The sequence below is a fragment of the Streptosporangium sp. NPDC000509 genome (assembly GCF_042898365.1).
Classification (GTDB): Bacteria; Actinomycetota; Actinomycetes; order Streptosporangiales; family Streptosporangiaceae; genus Streptosporangium.
The window spans coordinates 83,796-103,533 of the sequence record NZ_JBIAYX010000013.1; the positions used below are offsets into that span (position 1 = coordinate 83,796).

A 19,738-nucleotide genomic window follows, 5' to 3' on the forward strand; every position below is an offset into this window, starting at 1 on the left:
GTGCCGACCCACCTGCGGGACACCACCCGAGCCGACGGCGTCCCGCTCTCGCCCGGCCAGGAACGGCTCTGGTTCCTGGATCAGCTCAACCCCGGTGACGCCGCCTACAACGTCTACGTCTCGGAACGGCTGCGCGGGCCGCTGGACGCCACGGCGCTGACCCGCGCATTCGATGAGGTCGTGGCCAGGCACGAGGTGCTGCGTACCCGCTACCCGAGCATGGACGGCCGGCCGGTCCAGGTCGCCGAGGAGTCCGGCCCCGGCCTGGAGCGGGTCGACCTGTCCGATGAGACCGTGCCGGATCCGGTCGCGCGGGCGCGGGAGCTGGTGGCCGATCTGACCAACCGGGGGTTTGACCTGGAGGCGGGGCCGGTGCTGCGCGCCGTCCTCATCCGGCTGGCCGCCGACGACCACGTGTTCTGCCTCGTCGTCCACCACATCGCGGTGGACGGCTGGTCGCTGGGCGTGCTCCGAGGCGAGCTGACCGCCCTGTACGGGGCGTTCGCCGCGGGGCTGCCCTCGCCGCTCCCGCCGCCCGCGCTGCAGTACGCCGAGTACGCCGTGGCCCGCCGCGAGGCCCCCGCCGCCGAGGAGGACCTGGGGTACTGGCGGGCCAAGCTCGCCGATCCGCCGGTTCTCGCGCTGCCCACCGACCGCCCGCGCCCTCGGATCAGGACCGCGCGCGGCGCCTACGTCGCGCGGATCATCCCCGGGCCGCTGGCCGCGGAGGTGGCCAGGCTGGCCAGGAGCGAGCGCTGCACGCTGTTCATGACGCTCACGGCCGCCTTCCAGGCACTGCTGGCCCGCCACACCGGACAGGAGGACATCTGCCTGGGCACCCCGGTCGCGGCCAGGGACCGGCCCGAGCTGGAGAAAATGATCGGTTTCGTCGTCAACACGCTCGTGCTGCGGGGCGACCTGTCGGGCGACCCGACCTTCCGCGACCTGTTGCGCCGTACCCGCGCGACCGCGCTGGAGGCCTACCAGCGCCAGGACACGCCCTTCGACGCCCTGGTCAACGAGCTCGGGGTGGAGCGGGACCTGTCGCGCACCCCGGTCTTCCAGGCCCAGCTGGTCCTGCACAGCCAGAGCCAGGACGAGCCACCGCTGCCGGGAATCACCACCGAGTTGTTCGAGGGCGGCTTCGCCCTGTCCAAGTTCGATCTCTCCCTGGAGATCGGGCACGACGGCGACGGGCTGCGGGCGCATCTCTCCTACAACGCCGACCTGTTCGAACCCGGCACCGCCGAACGGCTCGTCGACCATTTCGAGACCCTGCTGCGTTGCGTGACCGGTGCCCCGGAGACCCGGTTGTCGGAGCTGGAACTGCTCGGCCAGGACGAGCGCGAGCTCGTCCTGGAACGATGGAACGGCGGGGCGTCACGTCCCGACGCCGGGGAGGTCACCACCCTGCACGGGCTCGTGGAGCGTGCCGCGGCCCGCTCGCCGGAGGCCGTCGCGGTCGTCTTCGGCACCACCGAGCTGACCTACGGCGAACTCGACTCCCGAGCCGGCAGGCTCGCCCAGGTACTGCGCGGTCACGGGGTCGGCAGGGACGAGCGCGTCGCCGTCTGCCTGGAGCAATCACCCGACCTGGCGGTGGCCGTGCTGGCCGTGCTCAAGGCGGGGGGCGCCTACCTGCCGCTCGACCCTGAGCAGCCCGCTGACCGGCTCGCCCACCTGGTCTCCGACTCGGGGACGAGGGTGCTGGTGACCGCTCCCGCGCTGGCCGATCCGCTCCGCGCCCAGGTCACGGTCCTGCTCGACGAGGGCGAAGTCGTGGCCCCCGAGTTCCCCGAGTTCCCCGAGGTCCCCGCGGATCCTCGGGAGCCCGCGGAAACGGGACCGGACGACCTGGCCTACGTGATCTACACCTCGGGCTCCACGGGCCTGCCCAAGGGCGTCGCCGTGCAGCACAGGCAGGTCCTCAACTACCTCGCCGACGTGCGCGAGCGATTTGAGATCGTGGACGGCGCCCGGTACGCCCTGCTGCAGTCGCTCTCCTTCGACTTCGGAGTCACGATCTTCTACCTGGCCCTGGCCACGGGGGGATGCCTGCACCTCGTCCCTTCGCGGATCTCGGGTCCGGATCTCGCCGACTACGCGGACCGGGCGGGGATCGACTACCTGAAGATCACTCCCTCGCATCTGGCGGCGCTCACCGCCGAGGTCGACCCGCGCCGGATCCTGCCCCGCCGCATGCTCATCCTCGGCGGTGAGGGCTCGGCCTGGGAGTGGACCCGTGAGCTGGCCTCCCTCGGCGCCTGCCGCGTGGTGAACCACTACGGTCCCACCGAGGCGACCGTCGGCGCGACCACGTATGAGGTGGGGGCGGGCGACGACGTCCGGGGGCCGATCACCCCGATCGGGCGGCCGCTCGGCCATGTCCGGGCCTACGTCCTGGACGCCGGCCTCAGACCGGTGCCGATCGGCGTGGTCGGCGAGCTCTGTCTCGGCGGCGACCGGCTGGCACGCGGGTATCTCGGACGCCCGGACCTGACCGCCGCCGCCTTCGTCCCCGACCCTTATGGCGAGCCGGGGGACAGGCTTTACCGCACCGGCGACCTGGCCCGCAGGCTACCCAGCGGCGACCTGGAGTTCCTGGGGCGCCGCGACCTCCAGGTCAAGATCCGCGGGTACCGGGTCGAGCTGGGCGAGGTGGACGAGGCGCTCCGCGCCCTCCCCGGTGTCGCCCACGCGGTGGTGGACGCCCGCGGTCGGCCCGGGGCGCTGGAACTCGTCGCCTACCTGGTCGCGGCGGAGACATCCGGGACGTCCGAGGACGAGGGCGCTGGCCAGGCCCCCGCCGGATCGAGCGTGGCCGAGCTGCGCGGGCGGCTGCGGACCGTGCTGCCCGACTACATGGTGCCGACCCGCTATGTCTGGCTGGAGCGGCTGCCGCTGAAGTCGCACGGCAAGGTCGACAGGGCCGCGCTTCCCGATCCCGGGGCGGCAGGACCGGATCGGAGCGGGGAGTTCGAGCCGCCCTCCGGGGCGGTCGAGAAGACCGTCGCGGCGGCGTTCGCGCAGGTGCTCGAAGTGGAACGGGTCGGTGCCGAGGACGACTTCTTCGACCTGGGCGGGCACTCGCTGCTCGCCGTGCGGGTGGTCGCCATGCTCCGCCGGAGCCTGGACGGCATGCGGCCGGTGAGTGTGATGGACCTGTTCGGCCATCCGAGCCCGCGGGCCCTGGCCGCCCTCGTCAAGTCGGGCGATGGGCCGCGCGGCCTGCTGTACGAGCTGACCCCTTCGATCGCCGCACCCGAGCTGTCCCTGGTGTGCGTGCCGTACGGCGGCGGCAGCGCGGTGGTCTACCAGCCGCTCGCCGACGCCCTGCCCGCCGGGTGCGCGCTGCACGCGGTGGCGGTGCCCGGCCACGACCTGGGGCTGGCCGAGGAGCCACGCCCGCTGGCCGAGGTCGCTGCCGAGTGCGTGACCGAGATCCTGGCCAAGGTGACCGGGCCACTGGTGCTCTACGGCCACTGCGGGGTGGGCGGCGCGCTGACCATCGAGATCGCCCGCCAAGTGGAGGCCGCGGGGCGTCCGCTCGAGGCGGTCTACCTCGGCGGGCTGTTCCCGTTCGCCCGGCCCTCCCGCGGCGTGCTCGGCCGCTGGGCCCGTCTCACCAGGCTGGAACGGCTGCGCGCCGACCGGGGCCAGGTGAACTGGCTGACCGGAATGGGCGCCGACCTGTCCGGGCTGACCGAGGAGCAGCTGGCGTTCGTCGTGCGCAACATGCGGCACGACTCCCGTGAGGCGGAGGACTACTTCACCCGGCTGGTCGAGGAGGGGGCGGAGCCGCTGAGTGCCCCGATCATCTCGGTGGTCGGTGAGCGCGACCCCAGCACCGAGTTCCACAGCGAGCGCTACACCGAGTGGGGTTTCCTGTCGCCTCGTACCGCCCTCACCGTGCTCGACGAGGGCGGCCACTACTTCCTCAAGTACCGGGCCGAGGAACTGGCCGAGATCGTCACCACGGTCCACCCGGCCCTCGCGGAACCTCCGGTGCCGGGGGCGGTACCGCCGGAATCCGCCGACGGCACCTGGCGCCTCGCCGCGATCTCCGGGGTTCCTGGCGCCCCGGGCGAGCTGGATCGCTCCAGCGGGCCGGGCGGAGGGAAGGCGCCGGAACCGAGCCTGGCGCGCTTCCTGACGATCGCGGTCGGGCAACTGGTCACCATCGTGGGCGCCACGCTCACCGAGTTCGCGATCCCCATCTCCACCTACCTGGACGGCGGATCGCTCACTCGGTTCGCCGTGCTCCAGATGCTCGCGCTGATCCCCGGCATCCTGGTCGCCCCGCTGGCCGGGGCGATCGTGGACCGGTCGAGCAGGCGGGCCGTCATGCTCGGCGGCAACATCGCGGCGCTCGTCGTGCAGCTGATCACCGGAATCCTGGTGTGGAGCGGCGGCCTGGAGGTCTGGCACCTGTACCCGTTGCTCACCGCCCTGTCCGTCGCGCTGACCTTCCAGCGACTGGCCTACATCTCGGCCATCCCGCAACTGGTACCCAAACGCTATCTCGGCCACGCCAACGGCGTGGTCCAGGCGACCACAGGCGTGGCGCAGTTCATCGCGCCGCTCGGCGCGGTGGGGCTGCTCGCGCTCACCGGTCTGGGAGGCATCCTGGCGCTCGACGTCGCCGGATACGTCGTGGGTGTGATCGTGCTGCTCTGCGTCGCCTTCCCCGCGAGGCTGGCCGGTGAGCGCCACGAGTCCGTCGCGGCGGAGATCGCCGGGGGCTTCCGGCTGCAGATGAGCCGGCCGGGCTTCCGGGCCATGCTGATCTTCTTCGCGCTCTTCAACCTGGTGCTCTCCCCGGTCTTCCTGCTCTTCTCACCGCTGGTGCTCTCCTTCGGGACGCTCGGCGACGCCGGGTTCGTAGCGCTGCTCGGCGGCGCGGGCGCGGTGACCGGCGGCCTGATCATGAGTGTGTGGGGCGGGCCGGCGCGCCGCCGGATGTTCGGCGTGCTGATGGGGACGCTGGCGCTGGCGGCCTGCTGCCTGGTGACCGGTGCGCGCGAGTCGCTGCTGGTCGTCGGGGTCGGTGCGTTCGGGGTGTCCTGCTCACTCGCGCTCGTCAACGGCGTCTATGCCACCATCGTCCAGGTCAAGGTGCCCCAGCGGTTCCATGGCCGGGTCTTCGCGCTCAACCAGATGGTCGCGCTCTCGACGATCCCGCTCGGTGTGGTCCTGATCGCGCCGTTCGGCGAGCGACTGCTGGAGCCGATGTTCCTGTCGGGCGGCCTGCTGGCCGATACGGCGGGCGCGGTCATCGGGGTGGGGCCGGGCCGCGGCATCGCGTTCATGTACATCCTGTGCGGCCTGCTGGTCGCACTCATCGTGGCCGGCGCGCTGCGCAGCAGGGCGCTGTCCCGTTTCGACGACGAGGTGCCAGACGCCGTGGCGGACGACCTCGTCGGCATCGAGGCCCTGAGCCGGAGGAACGAGCCGGACGGAAGAACAACGAGAAAGGAGCCGGTCCGGTGTCCCTGACCGTACCCGCACTCCACGTCAACTGGACCGGCCCGTACCGGGCCGGCCTCCGCCGCCACCGAGACCGGGCGCTGGAGAACGGCCCCTACGGGCTGCCGGTCGAGGAGATCCTCACCTGCGTGCACAGCGTCCATGCCTGGCGTGCCTTCCACGGAGGCGTCGAGCTGGTGACCGATGAGCTGGGAGCCTCCTACGCCGCCGCGCAGGGGCTCGACACGCTCTACGACCGGGTCGACACCGGCCTGGACGAGCTGGACGCCCTTGACGTCGACCCGCTCCTGTACTTCGCGGCGGGCAAGAGCCATGTGGCCCTGTCGCGGACCGCGCCGTTCGCCGTGGTCGACACCGATCTCTACCTGCGCCGCCCCATCGACCACCTGGAGCGCGGCGGGTTCGTCTTCGCGCATTGGGAGTCGGTCGGCAACTCCGTCTACCCGCCGATCGAGGAGATCCCCAATCCGTCGGGCCTGGACCTGTCCCGCTGGCCGTTCGACACCCCGGCCGCGAACATGGCCATCTCGGTCTTTCTCGACGACCGGCACCGCGCCGAGTACGCCGAGGCGGCGATGGCGTTCATGACCGGCAACGCGGGCCCTTCGAGCACCGCCCCGATCGTCCGCCAGACCTTCGCCGAGCAGCGCATCGCCCCCGCGGTCGCCCGCTCCCTCGGCGTGGACCCGCGCCCGGTCACCGAGCGCTTCTGGATCGTGGAGACCGAGGAGTGGGACGGGCCTTCCTACGCCGACCGGTTCCACCACACCTGGAACCAGAAGCGTCAGCTACGCCAGTTCCCCGAGCTGCGCCTGGCCTACTGGCGCTACCTGCTGGAGGACCTGCTCTGGAAGCACCCTTCCTCCGCCGAACTGCTCTTGTCAGTGCCCGCGCTCGAAGAGTGCGCCGACCTCATCCGGGCCGTCCGGCGCGACCTGGCCGCGCACGGCCCGAGCGTCATCGATGGGAAGAGGCCATGACCCCGTACCGAGACCGGCTGGAGGAAGAATGACCGCGCAGAGCACCGAGACGGAGCTGGGCGCTCTGTGGCGTCAGGTGCTTCGTGTTCCCGAGGTCGCCCCCGGAGACAACTTCTTCGAGCTGGGCGGCGACTCCTTCAGGGCCGCCCAGCTCGCCTCCCTAATCGGTGACCGCCTGGGCGTGCCCGTCACTTCGGCTCTCGCCTTCGACCGGCCCGAACTCAAAGGGCAGGCCCGCTGGATCGACGACGCCCGCGCCTCGGCCACCTCGGCCTCGGCCGCTCCGGAGACGGCAGGGGGAACGGCGCTCAGCACCCAGCAGGAGGAGTTCCTGGACTGGATGTTCGAGAGCGAGCCGGTCCGCGACATAGGATCCTGCGCCACCGCGATCCGCATCAGGGACGCCCTCGACGTGCCGCTCCTCACCCGGGCGCTGGAGGCGGTGATCGCCCGGCACGAGCCGCTGCGCACCGTCGTCACCGCGTCGGGGCAGGTCCTGATCGCCGACGAACTGCCTCCTGAGGTCGCCGAGGTCGCGGCCTCCGGTGACACGCCGTCGGAGCGCGAGCGCGACGCCGAGCGGATCGTCTGGCACGAGCGCATGCGTCTGGACAGCGTGCTGCGCGGCCCGCTCGTGCGGGCACTGGTGGTGCGCGTCGGCGAGGACGACCACGTGCTGGTTCTCGCCGTGCATCACTTCGCCTTCGACGGGTTCTCGCTGGGCGTCATGCTCAGGGAACTGGGCATCGTCTACTCGGCGTTGCGAACCGGCCACCCCAACCCGCTGCGCCCGCTGCCCATGACCTACGCCGACCACTGTGCCTTCGCCAGGGAGCAGTGGCCGCGCAACCGGGCCTACTGGGACCGGGTCCTGGACGGGGCCCCTCGCGACCTCACACCGTTCCCCGGTCGCAGGGACACCGCCCTGTTCTCCCGGCGCAGGCACGCCTTCGAGATCGACGCGGAGCTGGCCCACGGCCTGCGGGAGACCGCCAGGACGCGGGGCGCGACCACGTTCATGGCGGTGGCGGCGTGCTGGACCTGGCTGCTGCGCCAGTGGACGGGGATGACGGATCTGGTGGTGATGTCACCCGTGCCGGGCCGTACCGCGCCCGAACACGAGGCGCTGATCGGCTGTCTGGTGCAGTCGCTCGTCCTGCGCTTCGACGCCTCGGGAGAGCCCGCCTACTCCGAGCTGCTCGACCGGGTCAGGGAGGTGTCGGTGGGGGCGGTGGCGCACCAGTTCCACTCCTACCTGGAGACCAGGCTGAAGGTGCCGTTCCCCTCGCGGATCCACTACGAAAGCTTCGGCGCCCCGCACTTCCCCGGCCTGATGTCGGAAGCGTTCCCCTTCCCCCGCGAACAGGAGGGGCTCGACTGGGCGGCGAATCCCGGCGAACTCGACCTCAGCGCTCCCGAGTTGATCGTCGAGGAGCAGCGGGACGGCTCCATGCTCGCCGCCGTGGTCTACAACCGCTACGGGTACGACCCCGAGACGGCCGCCGAACTCGCCGTGGCCTTCCAGCGCTACGCCCGCATCGCGGTCGAGCACCCCGACGAGCCCTTCCCCGAGCTGGGGGCGGCCTAGCGGCGCTCGCGTGCTGCGCGGGCAGCAGCCGCCGGTAGGCGGGCCGGTGGCTCCGCCCCGACCGTGACGGACGCTCCTCCCGGCGGCTGGGCCGCCGGGAGCCACACCGTCGCCGACCTGTCAGGAGCCCGCAGGTGAAGCGAAAGTAACGGCTGGCTGTGGGTCCGCCCTTGGGATCGCTGACCAAACCCCGGGTGTGCGAAGATCTGCGCCTGACACACCCCGTGGTGACGGTGATGGAGCGTACCAGGATGAGATCGACGAGACGATGGGCCACTCCGGTGGCAGGGGCTTTCTTGGCGGGAGGCATACTCGTCGCACTACCCGAGGCCACCGTGGCGGCGGCGGGTACCGTTTACTACGTCGATTCCAGGGCGGGAGACGACGCCGCGGCGGGCACCTCGGCCGCGACGGCCTGGCGCAGCCTGGACAACGTGAACGCCGCCACCCTGGGCGCCGGTGACACCGTGCGTCTCAAGCGCGGCGGCAGCTGGCCGGGAGTGCTCACGCTGTCCGGCAGGGGCACCGCCGCCGCCCCCATCGTGGTCGAGCCCTACGGCAGGGGCACGGCCCCGAGGATCAGCGGCAGGGACGAGGACTGCGTGGTGATCACGGGCTCCTACGTGCGGGTCGTCGGGGTGCGGGCCGTCAACTGCCGGTGGGCCGGTTTCGAGGTCAGCGGCAACCGCAACGAGCTCGACCGCGTGATCGCCGAGCGCAACATCACCGGCGTCCACCTCATGGGCAGGTACAACGTCGTCAAGAACAGCCTGCTGAGCGAGAACAACCGCATGAGCGTCAACACCGAGGGCGGCGACGACGACTCCGGCGCGTTCGGCGTGCTGCTCAACGGCGACGACAACCTCGTCACGGAAAACGTGATCACCGGTAGCTACGCCGCCAGCAAGGACTACGGCTACGACGGCGCCGCCGTCGAGGTGTTCAACGGCAACCGCAACCGGGTCACCCACAACATCGCCAGGAGCAACGAGACCTTCGTCGAGCTCGGCGCGCAGAAGGGCAAAACCGCCGCGGACAACGTCTTCGCCCACAACGTGGTCACCTCCTCGCGCAGGGCCGCCTTCCTCGTCACCCGAGGCGCCCGCCACGTGGTCGGGCCGGTGAAGGGCACCGTCGCGGTGCACAACTCGGTCTACCTGCCCGCGCGCAAAACCCTCGGCTGGGCCTGTCACGACGGCTGCTCCCCGGGAATCCTGAAGCTGCGCAACAACATCGTCGTGGTCGGCGGCGAGGTGGGCTTCGAGGACGGCAAGGGGGCCGACGAGGACGCGGGCGTCTACAAGGGCCGCTCCCGCAAGTTCAAGCTCGGCCCCCGGTCGATCATGGCCGATCCGCGTTTCAGGAGCCGGACGGACCTGCGCCTGCGCCCCGGTTCCCCGGCGCTCGGCCGCGGTGTCAAGCTCGGTCCCGACTGGTACGGGGGCACGGGGCTCGCCCGTGACCTCTCCGGCGCCGCGCTGTCCGCGTCCCCCGCCGCCGGGGCCTATCAGTCCTGACTTATACCTATTTCAGGTCTTATTTTGGACATCTCCCTGGAACCTCCGTGAAACCTGGCTAGGACAGTCTGGTGCGCAGAGTGAGGTGATCGGCATGATGTTGCGGCTACGCGTTTCCTTCCCCGACAGGCCAGGCGCCCTGGGGCAGGCGGCCCGGGTGCTCGGCACGCTGGGCGCGGACATTCTCCAGGTGACGGTGCTGGAACGTGAACTCGGCCGGGCGATGGACGACTTCACCGTCTCCTGGCCCGGCACCGTGGACGCGGAGACGGTGCGAGACCGCCTCTCCGGCGTCCCCGGGATGCGCGTCGAGGGCGTCTGGCCCACCCGGGAGATTCCCGGCGCCGCCCCCGACTACGACCTGCTGAAGCATGTCGCCGCCGATCCGGGCAGGGCCTTCGCCACCCTCGTGGACGCCGTGCCCGACCTGGTGAGCGCCGATTGGGCGGTGATCGTGTCGCCGGAGAGCGGAGAGCTCCTGCACCGCAGCTGGCAGGCACCCGAGGCCTTCGACGAGGGGAGCGGTCTGGTCGGTGTCAAGGTGACCGATCTCGCCACGCTGAGGCCCGCCGTCCTCGGCTCGGGGCGGCACCAGCTGATGAGCCTGCCGGTGCCTGGGACGAGTCGGCACCTGATCCTGGCCAGGGCCGACGGCCCGCCTTTCCACCGGGCGGAGGTGGACCGTGCCATGCGTGTCCTGGAGATCGTCTCCATCATGGGACGTACTCCTTGAGTGCCAGCGTTTCCGATATGTCGGTTATGGGGTAAGAAGACGAGGAGTGGCCTGATGCCACTCCCGTGACCGGGCATTCCCGCCCGTCGTGCCCCATCCCGCCCGTCGCGGGTCGGCTCCCCGGCGAGGCGATGGCCGCCGCCCACACCCGCATCAGCTCTCCCCCCGACAGACGCCGCAGGTCGTATCGGTACCGGGCCCTCGCGGGTCCGGGAGGAGGGCAGCCTGATGCCTAAGCGCCATCACGTCGTGACGACGAGCCTGCTCGGGCTCTGTCTGGGGGTGAGTACGGCCTGCGGGAGCGGGGGACCGGTCGCCGTGGACGCCGCCCCCGCGCGGGGCCTGGAGACGGTGCGAAGCCCCGGTCCCGGGCAGGGCGCGCCCCCCGGTGCCACCGCCACGCGAAGCCCCGCATCCGTGCCCGAAGGATTCAAGCTGATCGGAGGGCCCGCCAACGGCGTCGTCGTCGCGGTCCCCAAGGACTGGGTCGCGCTCGACCTGGCCAAGGACGACCTCGACAAAGGACTGAGGAACAGCGGCCTGTCGGGGCCCATGCTGGAGCAGGCCAAGGGGAGCCTGCAGACCCTGGTCGACAACAAGGGCCTCTGGGCCTCGGGCGGAACCTCGGCCGGGCCCTCCGCGAACGGATTTCCCACCAACCTCAACGCCTTCTGCCAGGCCGGCCGGCAGATCCCGACGGAGCAGCTGATCAAGGAGACCAGAACCCAGCTCGAACAGCTCGGCGCCAAGGTCGTCGAGGCGAGGAGGGTGCCGATCGGCTCCAAGGAGGCGGCACGGCTCGTCTACACGTTCGAGACCAACGGCGTCCACATCCGGGGCACCCAGTACTACGTGCCCGCCGAGGACAAGACCTGCATCGTCACGCTCAGCACCGACACCGAGGGCGAGCAGGCGCTGTTCGACCGGATCGGCGAGACGATCAGGACGGTCTGACCGGCGCCCCCGCCCGTACGACCGCCGCCACGACGGTGCCGGGTGGTGCCGGGGTGGGTGTCGTCTCAGCGCTGCGGCGGGTCGATGCGGGCGCCGTCCATGGTGAAGAGCATCAGGCGGGTGACGTCGACCCCCACCCTGGCGGGCTCTCCCGCCCGCCAGACCGGCCGGGAGCCCAGACGGACGATGAGGTCGGCCCGGCGGTGGCCGCCGGAGCGCTCCTGCTCCTGCTCCGGCTGGGGCTCGTCCTCGTCGAACATGGCACTGGGCATCAGCCTCCGCAACACCGAACGGACCCGCCCGCCGACGAGGGGGACGCCCATGCCGTTCATCTTCTGCCGGGGGTCGGGAGGCTCGGGGACGGTCACGGAGGTGAGCCCGCTCTCGACGTAGGCGAGCCACTCGTGGCCGTGGTACTCCAGGGCGCGGACGCGGCCGAGGAAGGTCGGTCCCTCGAAGCTGTCGGGGACCGGGGCCAGGCAGTCGGGACGCAGGCCGACGATGATCTGGCGGCCCACGTGCTGTGAGATGACGTACGCCCTGGGATCGGTCCAGGGAATCATGATCTGGTGCGGGCCGAAGTCCAGCAGGATGAACTGGTTCTGCGGGGTGCGGACGGTGGCCGCGAGCAGGTTGATCTGCTGGGAGCTGAGGAAGGCCGCGGTGAAGGCGGTCGCCGGGTCGTTGTAGACCTGTGCGGGGGTGCCGACGTCCTGCAGGACGCCGCGGTTCATGATGGCGATCCGGTCGGCCAGGGTGAGGGCCTCGACCTGGTCGTGCGTCACGTAGATCGTGGTCACTCCGAGGGAGCGGACCAGTGACGAGATCTCCATCCGGAGCTCGGTGCGCATGCCCGTGTCCAGGTTGGAGAGCGGCTCGTCCATCAGGAAGAGGGAGGGTTGACGGACGATCGCGCGGCCCATCGCCACCCGCTGGCGCTGGCCGCCGGAGAGCGTTCCAGGGCGCCGCTCCAGGGTCTCGTCGATGTGCAACGCCTTGGACAGCTCCGTCACCCGCTCCTTCACCAGCGAGGGGTCGGCCTTGGCTATCTCCAGGGGGAAGGAGAGGTTGCCGCGTACCGTCCGGTGCGGGTAGAGCGCACCGTTCTGGAACACCATCGCCACGTCGCGGTCGCGGGGAGCGAGATCGTTGGCGAGCGTGCCGCCCAGCCACAGGTCTCCCTCGGTGACCTCCTCCAGGCCCGCGATCATCCGGAGCAGGGTGGACTTACCGCAGCCCGAAGGGCCAAGCAGCACGAGAAACTCCCCGTTCTCGGCCCGCAGGCTCATGCGGTCGATCGCGAGGTATCCGCCTGGGTATACCTTGCTCACGTTGTCGAGAACGACGGTACTCATGCGCGCTCGTTCCTCCCGGGCGCCCCCGCCCGGATCCCAGCTGTGTGATTGATGAGGTAGTACATCGCGACACTTACCCGCGTGTCCATAGATGTCGTTAGAAATCGCTCATCTGTTAGTTACTTCTCCGCTCCCCGACGTGACGACCAGCGGTGACAGGGAGCCCTGACCAGACCGCCAGACAAGGGTTGAAATGTTACAGTTTGCGAAAAGTTGCAGAAACGAATTTCATGGAGGGCGCCGGACGCCGATCGGTTCGCGCCCGGTTCAGCCGCATGGTGGGGTGACTTCCTGATGGACGATGAGCTCCCTCAGAACTCGCGTTCCCGCTCCGACGGGACGACGATACGGCTGGCCGACATCGCCGCGCAGGCCGGGGTGAGCGAGGCCACGGTCAGCCGGGTGCTCAACGGCAAACCCAGCGTCTCGCAGTCGACCAGGCAGGCGGTGCTGACGGCTCTGGACCTGATGGGCTACGAGCGCCCACAGCGGCTGCGTCAGCGCAGCAACGGGCTGATCGGCCTGGTCACCCCCGAGCTGGACAACCCGATCTTCCCCGCCTTCGCCCAGGCCATCGAGAAGGCGCTCACCCAGCACGGCTACACCCCGGTGCTGTGCACCCAGCTGCCCGGAGGAGCCCCCGAGGACGAGTTCACCGAACTCCTGATGGACCGCGGAGTGAGCGGCATCGTCTTCGTCTCCGGGCTGCACGCCGACACCACGGCGAAGATGGACCGTTACAGCCGCCTGATCGAACGCGGACTGCCGATCGTCCTGCTCGACGGCTACAGCGAGCGCGTCGAGGCCCCGTTCATCTCCCCGGACGACCGGGCCGCGGCCCGGCTGGCCGTGCAGCATCTGGCCGACCTCGGGCACGAGCGCATCGGTCTCGCCGTGGGTCCACGCCGGTTCGTGCCGGTGATCAGGAAGATCGAGGGGTATCGGCAGGCGATGTCGCAGTTGCTGGGGGTGACGGAGGTCGACGGGTGGATCTCGCATTCGTTGTTCTCGGTGGAGGGTGGTCAGGCGGCCGCGGCGCAGTTGCTGGCGCGGGGGTGTACGGGGATCGTGTGCGCCTCTGACCTGATGGCGTTGGGGGCGATCCGGGCGTGCCGGGATCGGGGGTTGTCGGTGCCGGGTGAGGTGTCGGTGGTGGGGTTCGACGACTCGCCGTTGATCGCGTTCACCGACCCGCCGCTCACCACCGTGCGCAAGCCCATCGGCGCGATGGCCTCGGCGGCGGTGGCGACCCTCCTGGAGGAGATCAACGGAGTCCGCGCCAAACACGTCGAGCTGATGTTCCAGCCCGAACTCGTCGTCCGCCGCTCCACCGGCTCGGGCCCCCTGGTCAAGGGAACACGTTGAACACCGGCCACGACGTCGTCGTCATCGGCGGTACCGGTGTCGACACCACCGCCTACGTGCCCTCGCTCCCCCTGCCGTACGCCGACACCTACCCGGTCCCCCCGGTGATCGACCGGATCGGCAACACCGGCAGCGGTGTCGCCCTCGGCTGTCACGCGCTCGGGCTGAGGGTGAAGCTGGTCGACCTGATCGGCGACGACCCGCAGGGCAGGTTCATCAGGGCACACTTCGAGGAGAAGGGGGTGGACACCGGCTGGGCACTCGCCCCGCAGGGGACCCGGCGCAGCGTCCTGCTCGTCGGCCCGGACGGGCGGCGCACCTCGCTGTTCGACCCGCGCGCCGCGGCGGGCGAGCGACTGCCCAGGGAGCTCTACCTGGACGCGGTCCGCGCGGCCCGGCACGTCCACGTGTCGATCACCGACTTCTCCCGGCACGTCTACCCCGACCTGCGCGACGGGTCCGGCCCGCGTACCGCTCCCGAGCCGGTCCGCGGCACCGGGACGGGAGCCGGACCGGCGGCGGGGATCGCCCTGGGCGCCGGGTCGGTCTCCACCGACCTGCACGACTGGGACGGCGAGAACGACCACCACAGGGACTTCGCCTACTCCTCCGACCTGGTCTTCCTGTCGGCCACCGCACTCGGCCCGCGCCGCGACGAGGTCATGCGCGACATTCTGGCGCGCGGCAGGGCGAGGGCCGTGGTCTGCACGGAGGGCGCCGAGGGCTGCCACGTCCTGGACGCGGACGGACCGCGCGCCTTCCCCGCCGCACCCCTGCCGGGCCCGGTGGCCGACAGCAACGGCGCCGGGGACGCGTTCGTCTCGGGGGTCCTGTACGGCCTGCTCTCCGGCCGTTCCCTCGACGACTCCATCCCCCTCGGCGCCGTCGCCGGAGCCCACGCCTGCACGTCGGAGGGCACCCACGAGAACCCCATCACCGAGCCGGACCTCCTCGGCCGCGCGGGGGCACTCGACCCCGTGAGGCCGCGCGAGCGGCCCGGCGGGGAGTCGCCCCCCGCCGGCGGCGCGGGAGTCGTCCCCACGCCCTGACGTTCAGCCCTCGCGCAGGTCGTCGAGGAGCGCGGTCACGCGCTCACGGTAGGCGGCCACGTTGCGCAGCTTCACGTGCTCGTACCCCCTCACCATGGCGGGCAGCTCCGCGAGCTCGCGGACCCGCTCCTCGGTCGCCGGGCGCAGGTGGTCCAGCGCCCGGTGCACGTCGCGGGTGTACTCGGCGACGAGCTCCCGCTCCGTCGCGCGCACCCCGCCCAGGCCGAACGGGTCCAGCCGGGTGCCGCGCAGCACGCGCATGCCGTACAGCAGGCGGAAGGCCGGGTCGAACCAGGGGCCGAGGCGGAGCTTGCGCCTCATGCCCAGGGCGCGCAGGAACGGCGGGTGCAGGTTGTAGGAGACCCTCGCGCCATCTCCGAACTCGGCGGCGATCCGCGCCCGCTCGGCCGGGTCCAGGTGCAGGCGCGCCACCTCGTACTCGTCCTTGTACGCCATCAGCCGGTGCAGCTGCCTGGCGTAGGCCTCGGTGACGGCGGTGCCGCCCGGGAAGACCTCGCGCTCCCTGGCGAGGACCGCGCGGACGGCGTCGACGTACCCGGCGGCGTAGCGCGCGTTCTGGTACGCGACGAGGTCGGGGACCCGGACGGTGAGGATCCGGTGCAGCTCGCCGCCGGGTTCGGCGACCGCGTCGACCAGCTGCGCCGCCGACCTGTCGGGGAGCGGCGCGGCGGGGACGGCGGGGCGGGTCACCGCCGCCACGGCCTCGGGGGCGGCGACCACCGCGCGGCCCCAGTGGAAGGCGGCGACGGTCCGCTCGGCGGCCCTGCCTCCGCCCGCGCGGATGGCCCGCTCGACCGACTCCAGGCCGAGCGGGATGAGCCCGCGCTGCCAGGCGGCCCCGACGATGATCGTGTTGGCCGGCATGTGGTCGCCGAACAGCGCCTGGGCCAGCTCCTCGGCGTCGAGGTAGACGTTCAGCTCGCGCCGGGTCCGCGACTCCAGCGCGGCGATCGGCGAGCGGGGGTCGGTCAGGTGGGTGGACGGGTCGAGCACCATCGAACCGGTCGGCACCAGACTGGTGGAGACCACCGCCACGGTACGGTCACGGTCGGCGGCGGCCAGGTGGGCGGGGTCGGTGGCGCCGATCAGGTCCAGCGCCAGGTAGGCGTCCACGCTGGCCGCCCCGCCCCGCGCCGAGCGCTCACCGTCACCGTCGAAGATGAGGATGTCGGAGACGACCGTGCCGCCCTTCTGGGCGAGGCCGGTCTGGTCGAGTCCTCGCGAGCGCCTGCCGTCGAGCATCGCGGCGGTGCCGAGGATCTGCGCGACCGACACCACGCCGGTGCCGCCGATGCCGACCAGCCTGATCGAGGCGTCCCCGGTGCGCGCCTCGGGGAGGGGCATGTCCGGCGGCGCGGGCACCGGTGCGCGCCCGCGGGAGGCGGCCTTCCTCGTGGCGGGCAGCACGGTCAGGAAGGACGGGCAGTCGCCCTCCACGCACGAGTAGTCCTTGTTGCAGGACGACTGGTGGATCTCGGTCTTGCGACCGAACTCGGTCTCCACCGGCAGCACGGACAGGCACTCGGACTTCTGCCCGCAGTCGCCGCAGCCCTCGCAGACGCGCTGGTTGATCGCGACCCGCCTGACAGGGTCGGGCAGGTCGCCCTTCTTGCGCAGCCGCCGTTTCTCGGCCGCGCACTGCTGGTCGTGGACGAGGACGGTCACGCCGGGGATCGCGGCCAGCTCGCGCTGGGCGTCCTCCAGTGCCGTCCTGTCGCGGACCTCGGCGATGCCCGCGAGCCTGACCCCCCGGTAGCGTTCCGGCTCGTCGGTGGTGACGACGATCCTGCGCACCCCCTCGGCCTCCAGCCAGCGGGTCAGGTCGGGCACCGACAGGGCCGGGGTGATCGTCTGGCCGCCGGTCATCGCGACCGCGCTGTTGTAGAGCAGCTTGTAGGTGATGTTCACGCCCGCTCCGACCGCGGCCCGCACCGCGAGCGAGCCGCTGTGGTGGAAGGTGCCGTCGCCGAGGTTCTGGAAGATGTGCGGGGTGTCGGTGAAGGGCGCCTGGCCGATCCACTGCGCCCCCTCGCCGCCCATCTGGGTCAGGCCGGTGAGCGTGCCCTTGCCCTCGCGGTTGAGCACCACCATCGTGTGGCAGCCGATCCCGGCGCCGACGGGCGCGTCGTCGGGGACGGCGGTGGAACGGTTGTGCGGGCAGCCCGAGCAGAAGAAGGGGGTGCGCTTGGGCGCGAGCAGTGTGAGCGGTGCCGGGCGCGAGATGACGGAGAGCCCCTTCGCCACCCGCTCGCCGAGGTCGGTCAGCCCCCTGCGGCGCAGCCGGAAGGCGACGGCCTTGGCGGCCAGGTCGGCGTCGACCGCACCGTGCGGGGGAATGAGCCGCGCGCCGTTCTCGTCGAGCTTGCCCAGCACGCGCGGGGCGTCGGCGGTCCCGTACAGGATGTCCTTGATCGAGGTCTCCAGCAGCGGGGCCTTCTCCTCCACGACGAGGATCTCCGACAGTCCTCGGGCGAAGGTCCGGACGATCTCGGGGTCCAGCGGCCAGAGCATGCCGATCTTCAGGAGGCGGACACCGGCCTCCTCCGGCGTGACGCCGAGCTTGCGGAAGCCCTCGCGGACGTCGTGGTAGGCGGTTCCCGAGGCGACGATGCCGAGCCAGGCGTCGCGGGGGTCGGCGGTGACGCGGTTGAGCCCGTTCTCGCGGGCGTAGGCGCGGGCCAGGTCGAGGCGGGGGCCGACGAGCGTGCGCTCCATCTCCAGCGACCACGGGGTGAGCAGGGTGGCGTCGGGCACGTGCCGGTACGGCCTGCCCTCGTACTCGACGACGGGCGTGACCGGGACGACCCGGTCACGCCCGACGTCCACGGTGCCGGTGGCGTCCACGACGTTGGAGACGGCCTTCACCGCGACCCACAGGCCGCTGGCCCGGGACGCCGCGATCGCGTGGCGTCCCAGGTCGAGCAGCTCCTGGACGCTGCCGGGATGAACGATCGGCATGCCCAGCGTGGCGAGCGTGCCCTCGGTCGCCGAGGGGAGGGTGGAGGACTTGCAGGTGGGGTCGTCGCCGCAGAGCGCGATCAGGCCGCCCTCGGGGTGGGCGCCGACGAAGTTGCCGTGCCGGAACGCGTCGGCCGCGCGGTCGACACCGGGCGCCTTGCCGTACCAGACGCCCAGCACGCCGGAGGTGCGCGGACGGGGAAGCGCGGGCACGAGCTGGCTGCCCCAGACGGCGGTGGCGCCGAGTTCCTCGTTCTGTCCCGGGCGGTGCACGACGCCGAGCGGCTCGGCGTGCCGGCGGGAGCGGGCCAGCTCCTGGTCGAAGCCGCCGAGCGGGGAGCCGGGGTAGCCGGACACCATCGCGCCGCTACGCAGGCCCGCGGCCCTGTCGGCGCGCATCTGGTCGAGGATGATCCGCACCAGGGCCTGGGTGCCGGTCATGAAGACCTGGCCCTCGTCGAGCAGGTAGCGGTCGTCGGGGGAGATCTCACGGGCGTCTGCGAAGATCGTCATGGTTTGTCGTCCCATCGTCGGCGCTCCTGCAGTGCCGCAAGGTTATGCCAGGTAGAACAAAATTCGATGTCAAACTTTCCAGGGAGAGGACCTCTCGTTAGCATCCGATGTCATGGATGTGACGGATCGCGCAATTCTCGGTCTCCTGCAGGTGGAGGGGCGGTTGAGCAACCTGGAGCTGGCCGAACGGGTGCGGCTCACCCCCTCGCCGTGCCTGCGCCGGGTCCGCAACCTGGAGGAGACCGGAGTGATCACCGGCTACCGTGCCGTGATCGACCCGGTGGCGGTGGGGCGGGGCTTCCAGGTCGTCGCCTATGTGGAGCTGGAGGGGCAGGACGCCGAGACGGTCACCGCCTTCGAGGCCGCCGTGATGGAGATCGACGACGTGGTGGAGTGCCTGCGCATGTTCGGCCGCCCCGACTACGTGCTGCGGGTGGCGGTGCCCGACATGGACGCCTACAGCCAGCTGTGCCTGGAGAAGCTCGGCCGCCTGCCCGGTCTCGACAAGCTCACCTCCCAGATCGCCATGAAAGCCCTCAAACCCGGCGGCATCCTGCCCCTTTGAGCTTCCGGACGCCGTCAGGACCACAGACGCCGTCAGGACCACACCGGAATTCGCCGCGCTCCCCGGGACTTCGAGAACACCGGGGAATCATCGCCCACCGAAGAGGAGGAGTGTGAACGCACGTTCAGGGGCGGGTGACCGTCTCACCGCCATGGGCACCCAGTTGCTCGAAGTGCACATCTGGCTCCGCGAGATGCTGCAGGACCTGCAGGACGGCGTCGACGACTACTTCGACGGCAAAGGGCTGCCGCCACGGGACCTGCGCGCCCACTGTCTCTCCTTCTGCACCGCGTTGACGCGCCACCACACCGGTGAGGACAGGGGCGCGTTCCCGGTGATCGCCGAGGAGTTCCCCGAGCTGCGCAAGGTGCTCTCCGAGCTGCGCGCGGACCACAACCAGCTGGACTGGCTGCTGGGGAATCTGCGGAAACTCCTCGAAGCCCTCCCGGAGAAACCGGACCCGGTCACGGCCGCCAAGGTCCGCGAGGAGGTGGGGGCGCTGTCGGCGATCATGCAGACGCACTTCATCTACGAGGAGAAGAAGCTCATCTCGGTGCTCAACTCGATGGACGTGCCCGAGTGGCGCGAGAACCGGCCCGACTTCCTGCTGATCGACGACGAGGACGAGCCTGCGGCTGGCTAGGATCACTCGT

At 71.2% G+C, this 19,738-nt stretch carries 12 protein-coding genes; 10 read left to right on the forward strand and 2 right to left on the reverse strand.

The window, feature by feature from the left end; all coding sequences use genetic code 11:
• The 6 genes from ACFY3D_RS23915 (at nt 1) to ACFY3D_RS23940 (ending at nt 11,259) form a co-directional block, all read left to right on the forward strand.
• Entirely contained in the window at nt 1–5,496 is a 5,496-nt protein-coding gene (locus ACFY3D_RS23915; RefSeq protein WP_389982701.1) for an amino acid adenylation domain-containing protein, read from the forward strand.
• Nucleotides 5,487–6,467, forward strand: a complete 981-nt coding sequence (locus ACFY3D_RS23920; RefSeq protein ID WP_389982704.1) for a hypothetical protein — start codon at nt 5,487–5,489, stop codon at nt 6,465–6,467. The genes ACFY3D_RS23915 and ACFY3D_RS23920 overlap by 10 nt, the downstream gene beginning before the upstream one ends.
• Before the next feature lie 28 nt (nt 6,468–6,495).
• Nucleotides 6,496–8,055 (forward strand): condensation domain-containing protein, encoded by a 1,560-nt coding sequence (locus ACFY3D_RS23925; RefSeq protein WP_389982707.1) that lies wholly within the window; start codon nt 6,496–6,498, stop codon nt 8,053–8,055.
• A gap of 296 nt (nt 8,056–8,351) precedes the next feature.
• A complete protein-coding gene (locus ACFY3D_RS23930) occupies nt 8,352–9,572 on the forward strand; it encodes a hypothetical protein (RefSeq protein WP_389982711.1) in 1,221 nt (406 codons plus the stop codon).
• 94 nt (nt 9,573–9,666) lie between these two features.
• Nucleotides 9,667–10,305, forward strand: a complete 639-nt coding sequence (locus ACFY3D_RS23935) for an amino acid-binding protein (RefSeq protein ID WP_389982714.1) — start codon at nt 9,667–9,669, stop codon at nt 10,303–10,305.
• Nucleotides 10,306–10,533: 228 nt separating this feature from the next.
• Nucleotides 10,534–11,259, forward strand: coding sequence for a hypothetical protein (locus ACFY3D_RS23940; RefSeq protein ID WP_389982717.1), 726 nt, complete (start codon nt 10,534–10,536; stop codon nt 11,257–11,259).
• Nucleotides 11,260–11,324: 65 nt separating this feature from the next.
• Here the strand turns inward: ACFY3D_RS23940 and ACFY3D_RS23945 are convergent, their stop codons facing one another.
• The gene (locus ACFY3D_RS23945) at nt 11,325–12,614 is read right to left on the reverse strand and encodes an ATP-binding cassette domain-containing protein (RefSeq protein ID WP_350949274.1); all 1,290 of its coding nucleotides are present in this window, start codon (nt 12,612–12,614) and stop codon (nt 11,325–11,327) included.
• A 294-nt stretch (nt 12,615–12,908) separates the two neighbouring features.
• Between ACFY3D_RS23945 and ACFY3D_RS23950 the strand changes: the two genes are divergently transcribed.
• A complete protein-coding gene (locus tag ACFY3D_RS23950; protein WP_389982720.1) occupies nt 12,909–13,979 on the forward strand; it encodes a LacI family DNA-binding transcriptional regulator in 1,071 nt (356 codons plus the stop codon).
• Complete coding sequence (locus ACFY3D_RS23955) at nt 13,976–15,028, forward strand: carbohydrate kinase family protein (RefSeq protein ID WP_389982723.1); 1,053 nt, start codon at nt 13,976–13,978, stop codon at nt 15,026–15,028. Before ACFY3D_RS23950 ends, ACFY3D_RS23955 begins: the two co-directional genes overlap by 4 nt.
• A 3-nt stretch (nt 15,029–15,031) precedes the next feature.
• On the opposite strand, the gene ACFY3D_RS23960 is transcribed toward ACFY3D_RS23955, so the two are convergent.
• Nucleotides 15,032–18,520 carry an indolepyruvate ferredoxin oxidoreductase family protein gene (locus ACFY3D_RS23960; protein WP_389982726.1) on the reverse strand — a complete coding sequence of 1,163 codons (3,489 nt, stop codon included), beginning with the start codon at nt 18,518–18,520 and terminating at the stop codon, nt 15,032–15,034.
• Between the two features lie 112 nt (nt 18,521–18,632).
• Here ACFY3D_RS23960 and ACFY3D_RS23965 point away from each other — a divergent pair, with 112 nt between their 5' ends.
• Together ACFY3D_RS23965 and ACFY3D_RS23970 are read left to right on the forward strand one after the other, a co-directional pair.
• Entirely contained in the window at nt 18,633–19,085 is a 453-nt protein-coding gene (locus ACFY3D_RS23965) for an Lrp/AsnC family transcriptional regulator (RefSeq protein ID WP_362896948.1), read from the forward strand.
• 112 nt (nt 19,086–19,197) lie between these two features.
• Nucleotides 19,198–19,728: a hemerythrin domain-containing protein gene (locus ACFY3D_RS23970; RefSeq protein WP_389982729.1), complete on the forward strand. Its 531-nt coding sequence runs from the start codon at nt 19,198–19,200 to the stop codon at nt 19,726–19,728.
• The last annotated feature ends 10 nt before the right edge of the window (nt 19,729–19,738 follow it).

What these genes read in the sequence shown, in the direction of transcription:
- ACFY3D_RS23925 (WP_389982707.1), top strand. Translation starts at nt 6,496, where the DNA reads ATGACCGCGCAGAGCACCGAGACGGAGCTGGGCGCTCTGTGGCGTCAG.
- ACFY3D_RS23935 (WP_389982714.1), top strand. Translation starts at nt 9,667, where the DNA reads ATGATGTTGCGGCTACGCGTTTCCTTCCCCGACAGGCCAGGCGCCCTG.
- ACFY3D_RS23940 (WP_389982717.1), top strand. Translation starts at nt 10,534, where the DNA reads ATGCCTAAGCGCCATCACGTCGTGACGACGAGCCTGCTCGGGCTCTGT.
- ACFY3D_RS23945 (WP_350949274.1), bottom strand. Translation starts at nt 12,614, where the DNA reads ATGAGTACCGTCGTTCTCGACAACGTGAGCAAGGTATACCCAGGCGGA.
- ACFY3D_RS23950 (WP_389982720.1), top strand. Translation starts at nt 12,909, where the DNA reads ATGGACGATGAGCTCCCTCAGAACTCGCGTTCCCGCTCCGACGGGACG.
- ACFY3D_RS23960 (WP_389982726.1), bottom strand. Translation starts at nt 18,520, where the DNA reads ATGACGATCTTCGCAGACGCCCGTGAGATCTCCCCCGACGACCGCTAC.
- ACFY3D_RS23965 (WP_362896948.1), top strand. Translation starts at nt 18,633, where the DNA reads ATGGATGTGACGGATCGCGCAATTCTCGGTCTCCTGCAGGTGGAGGGG.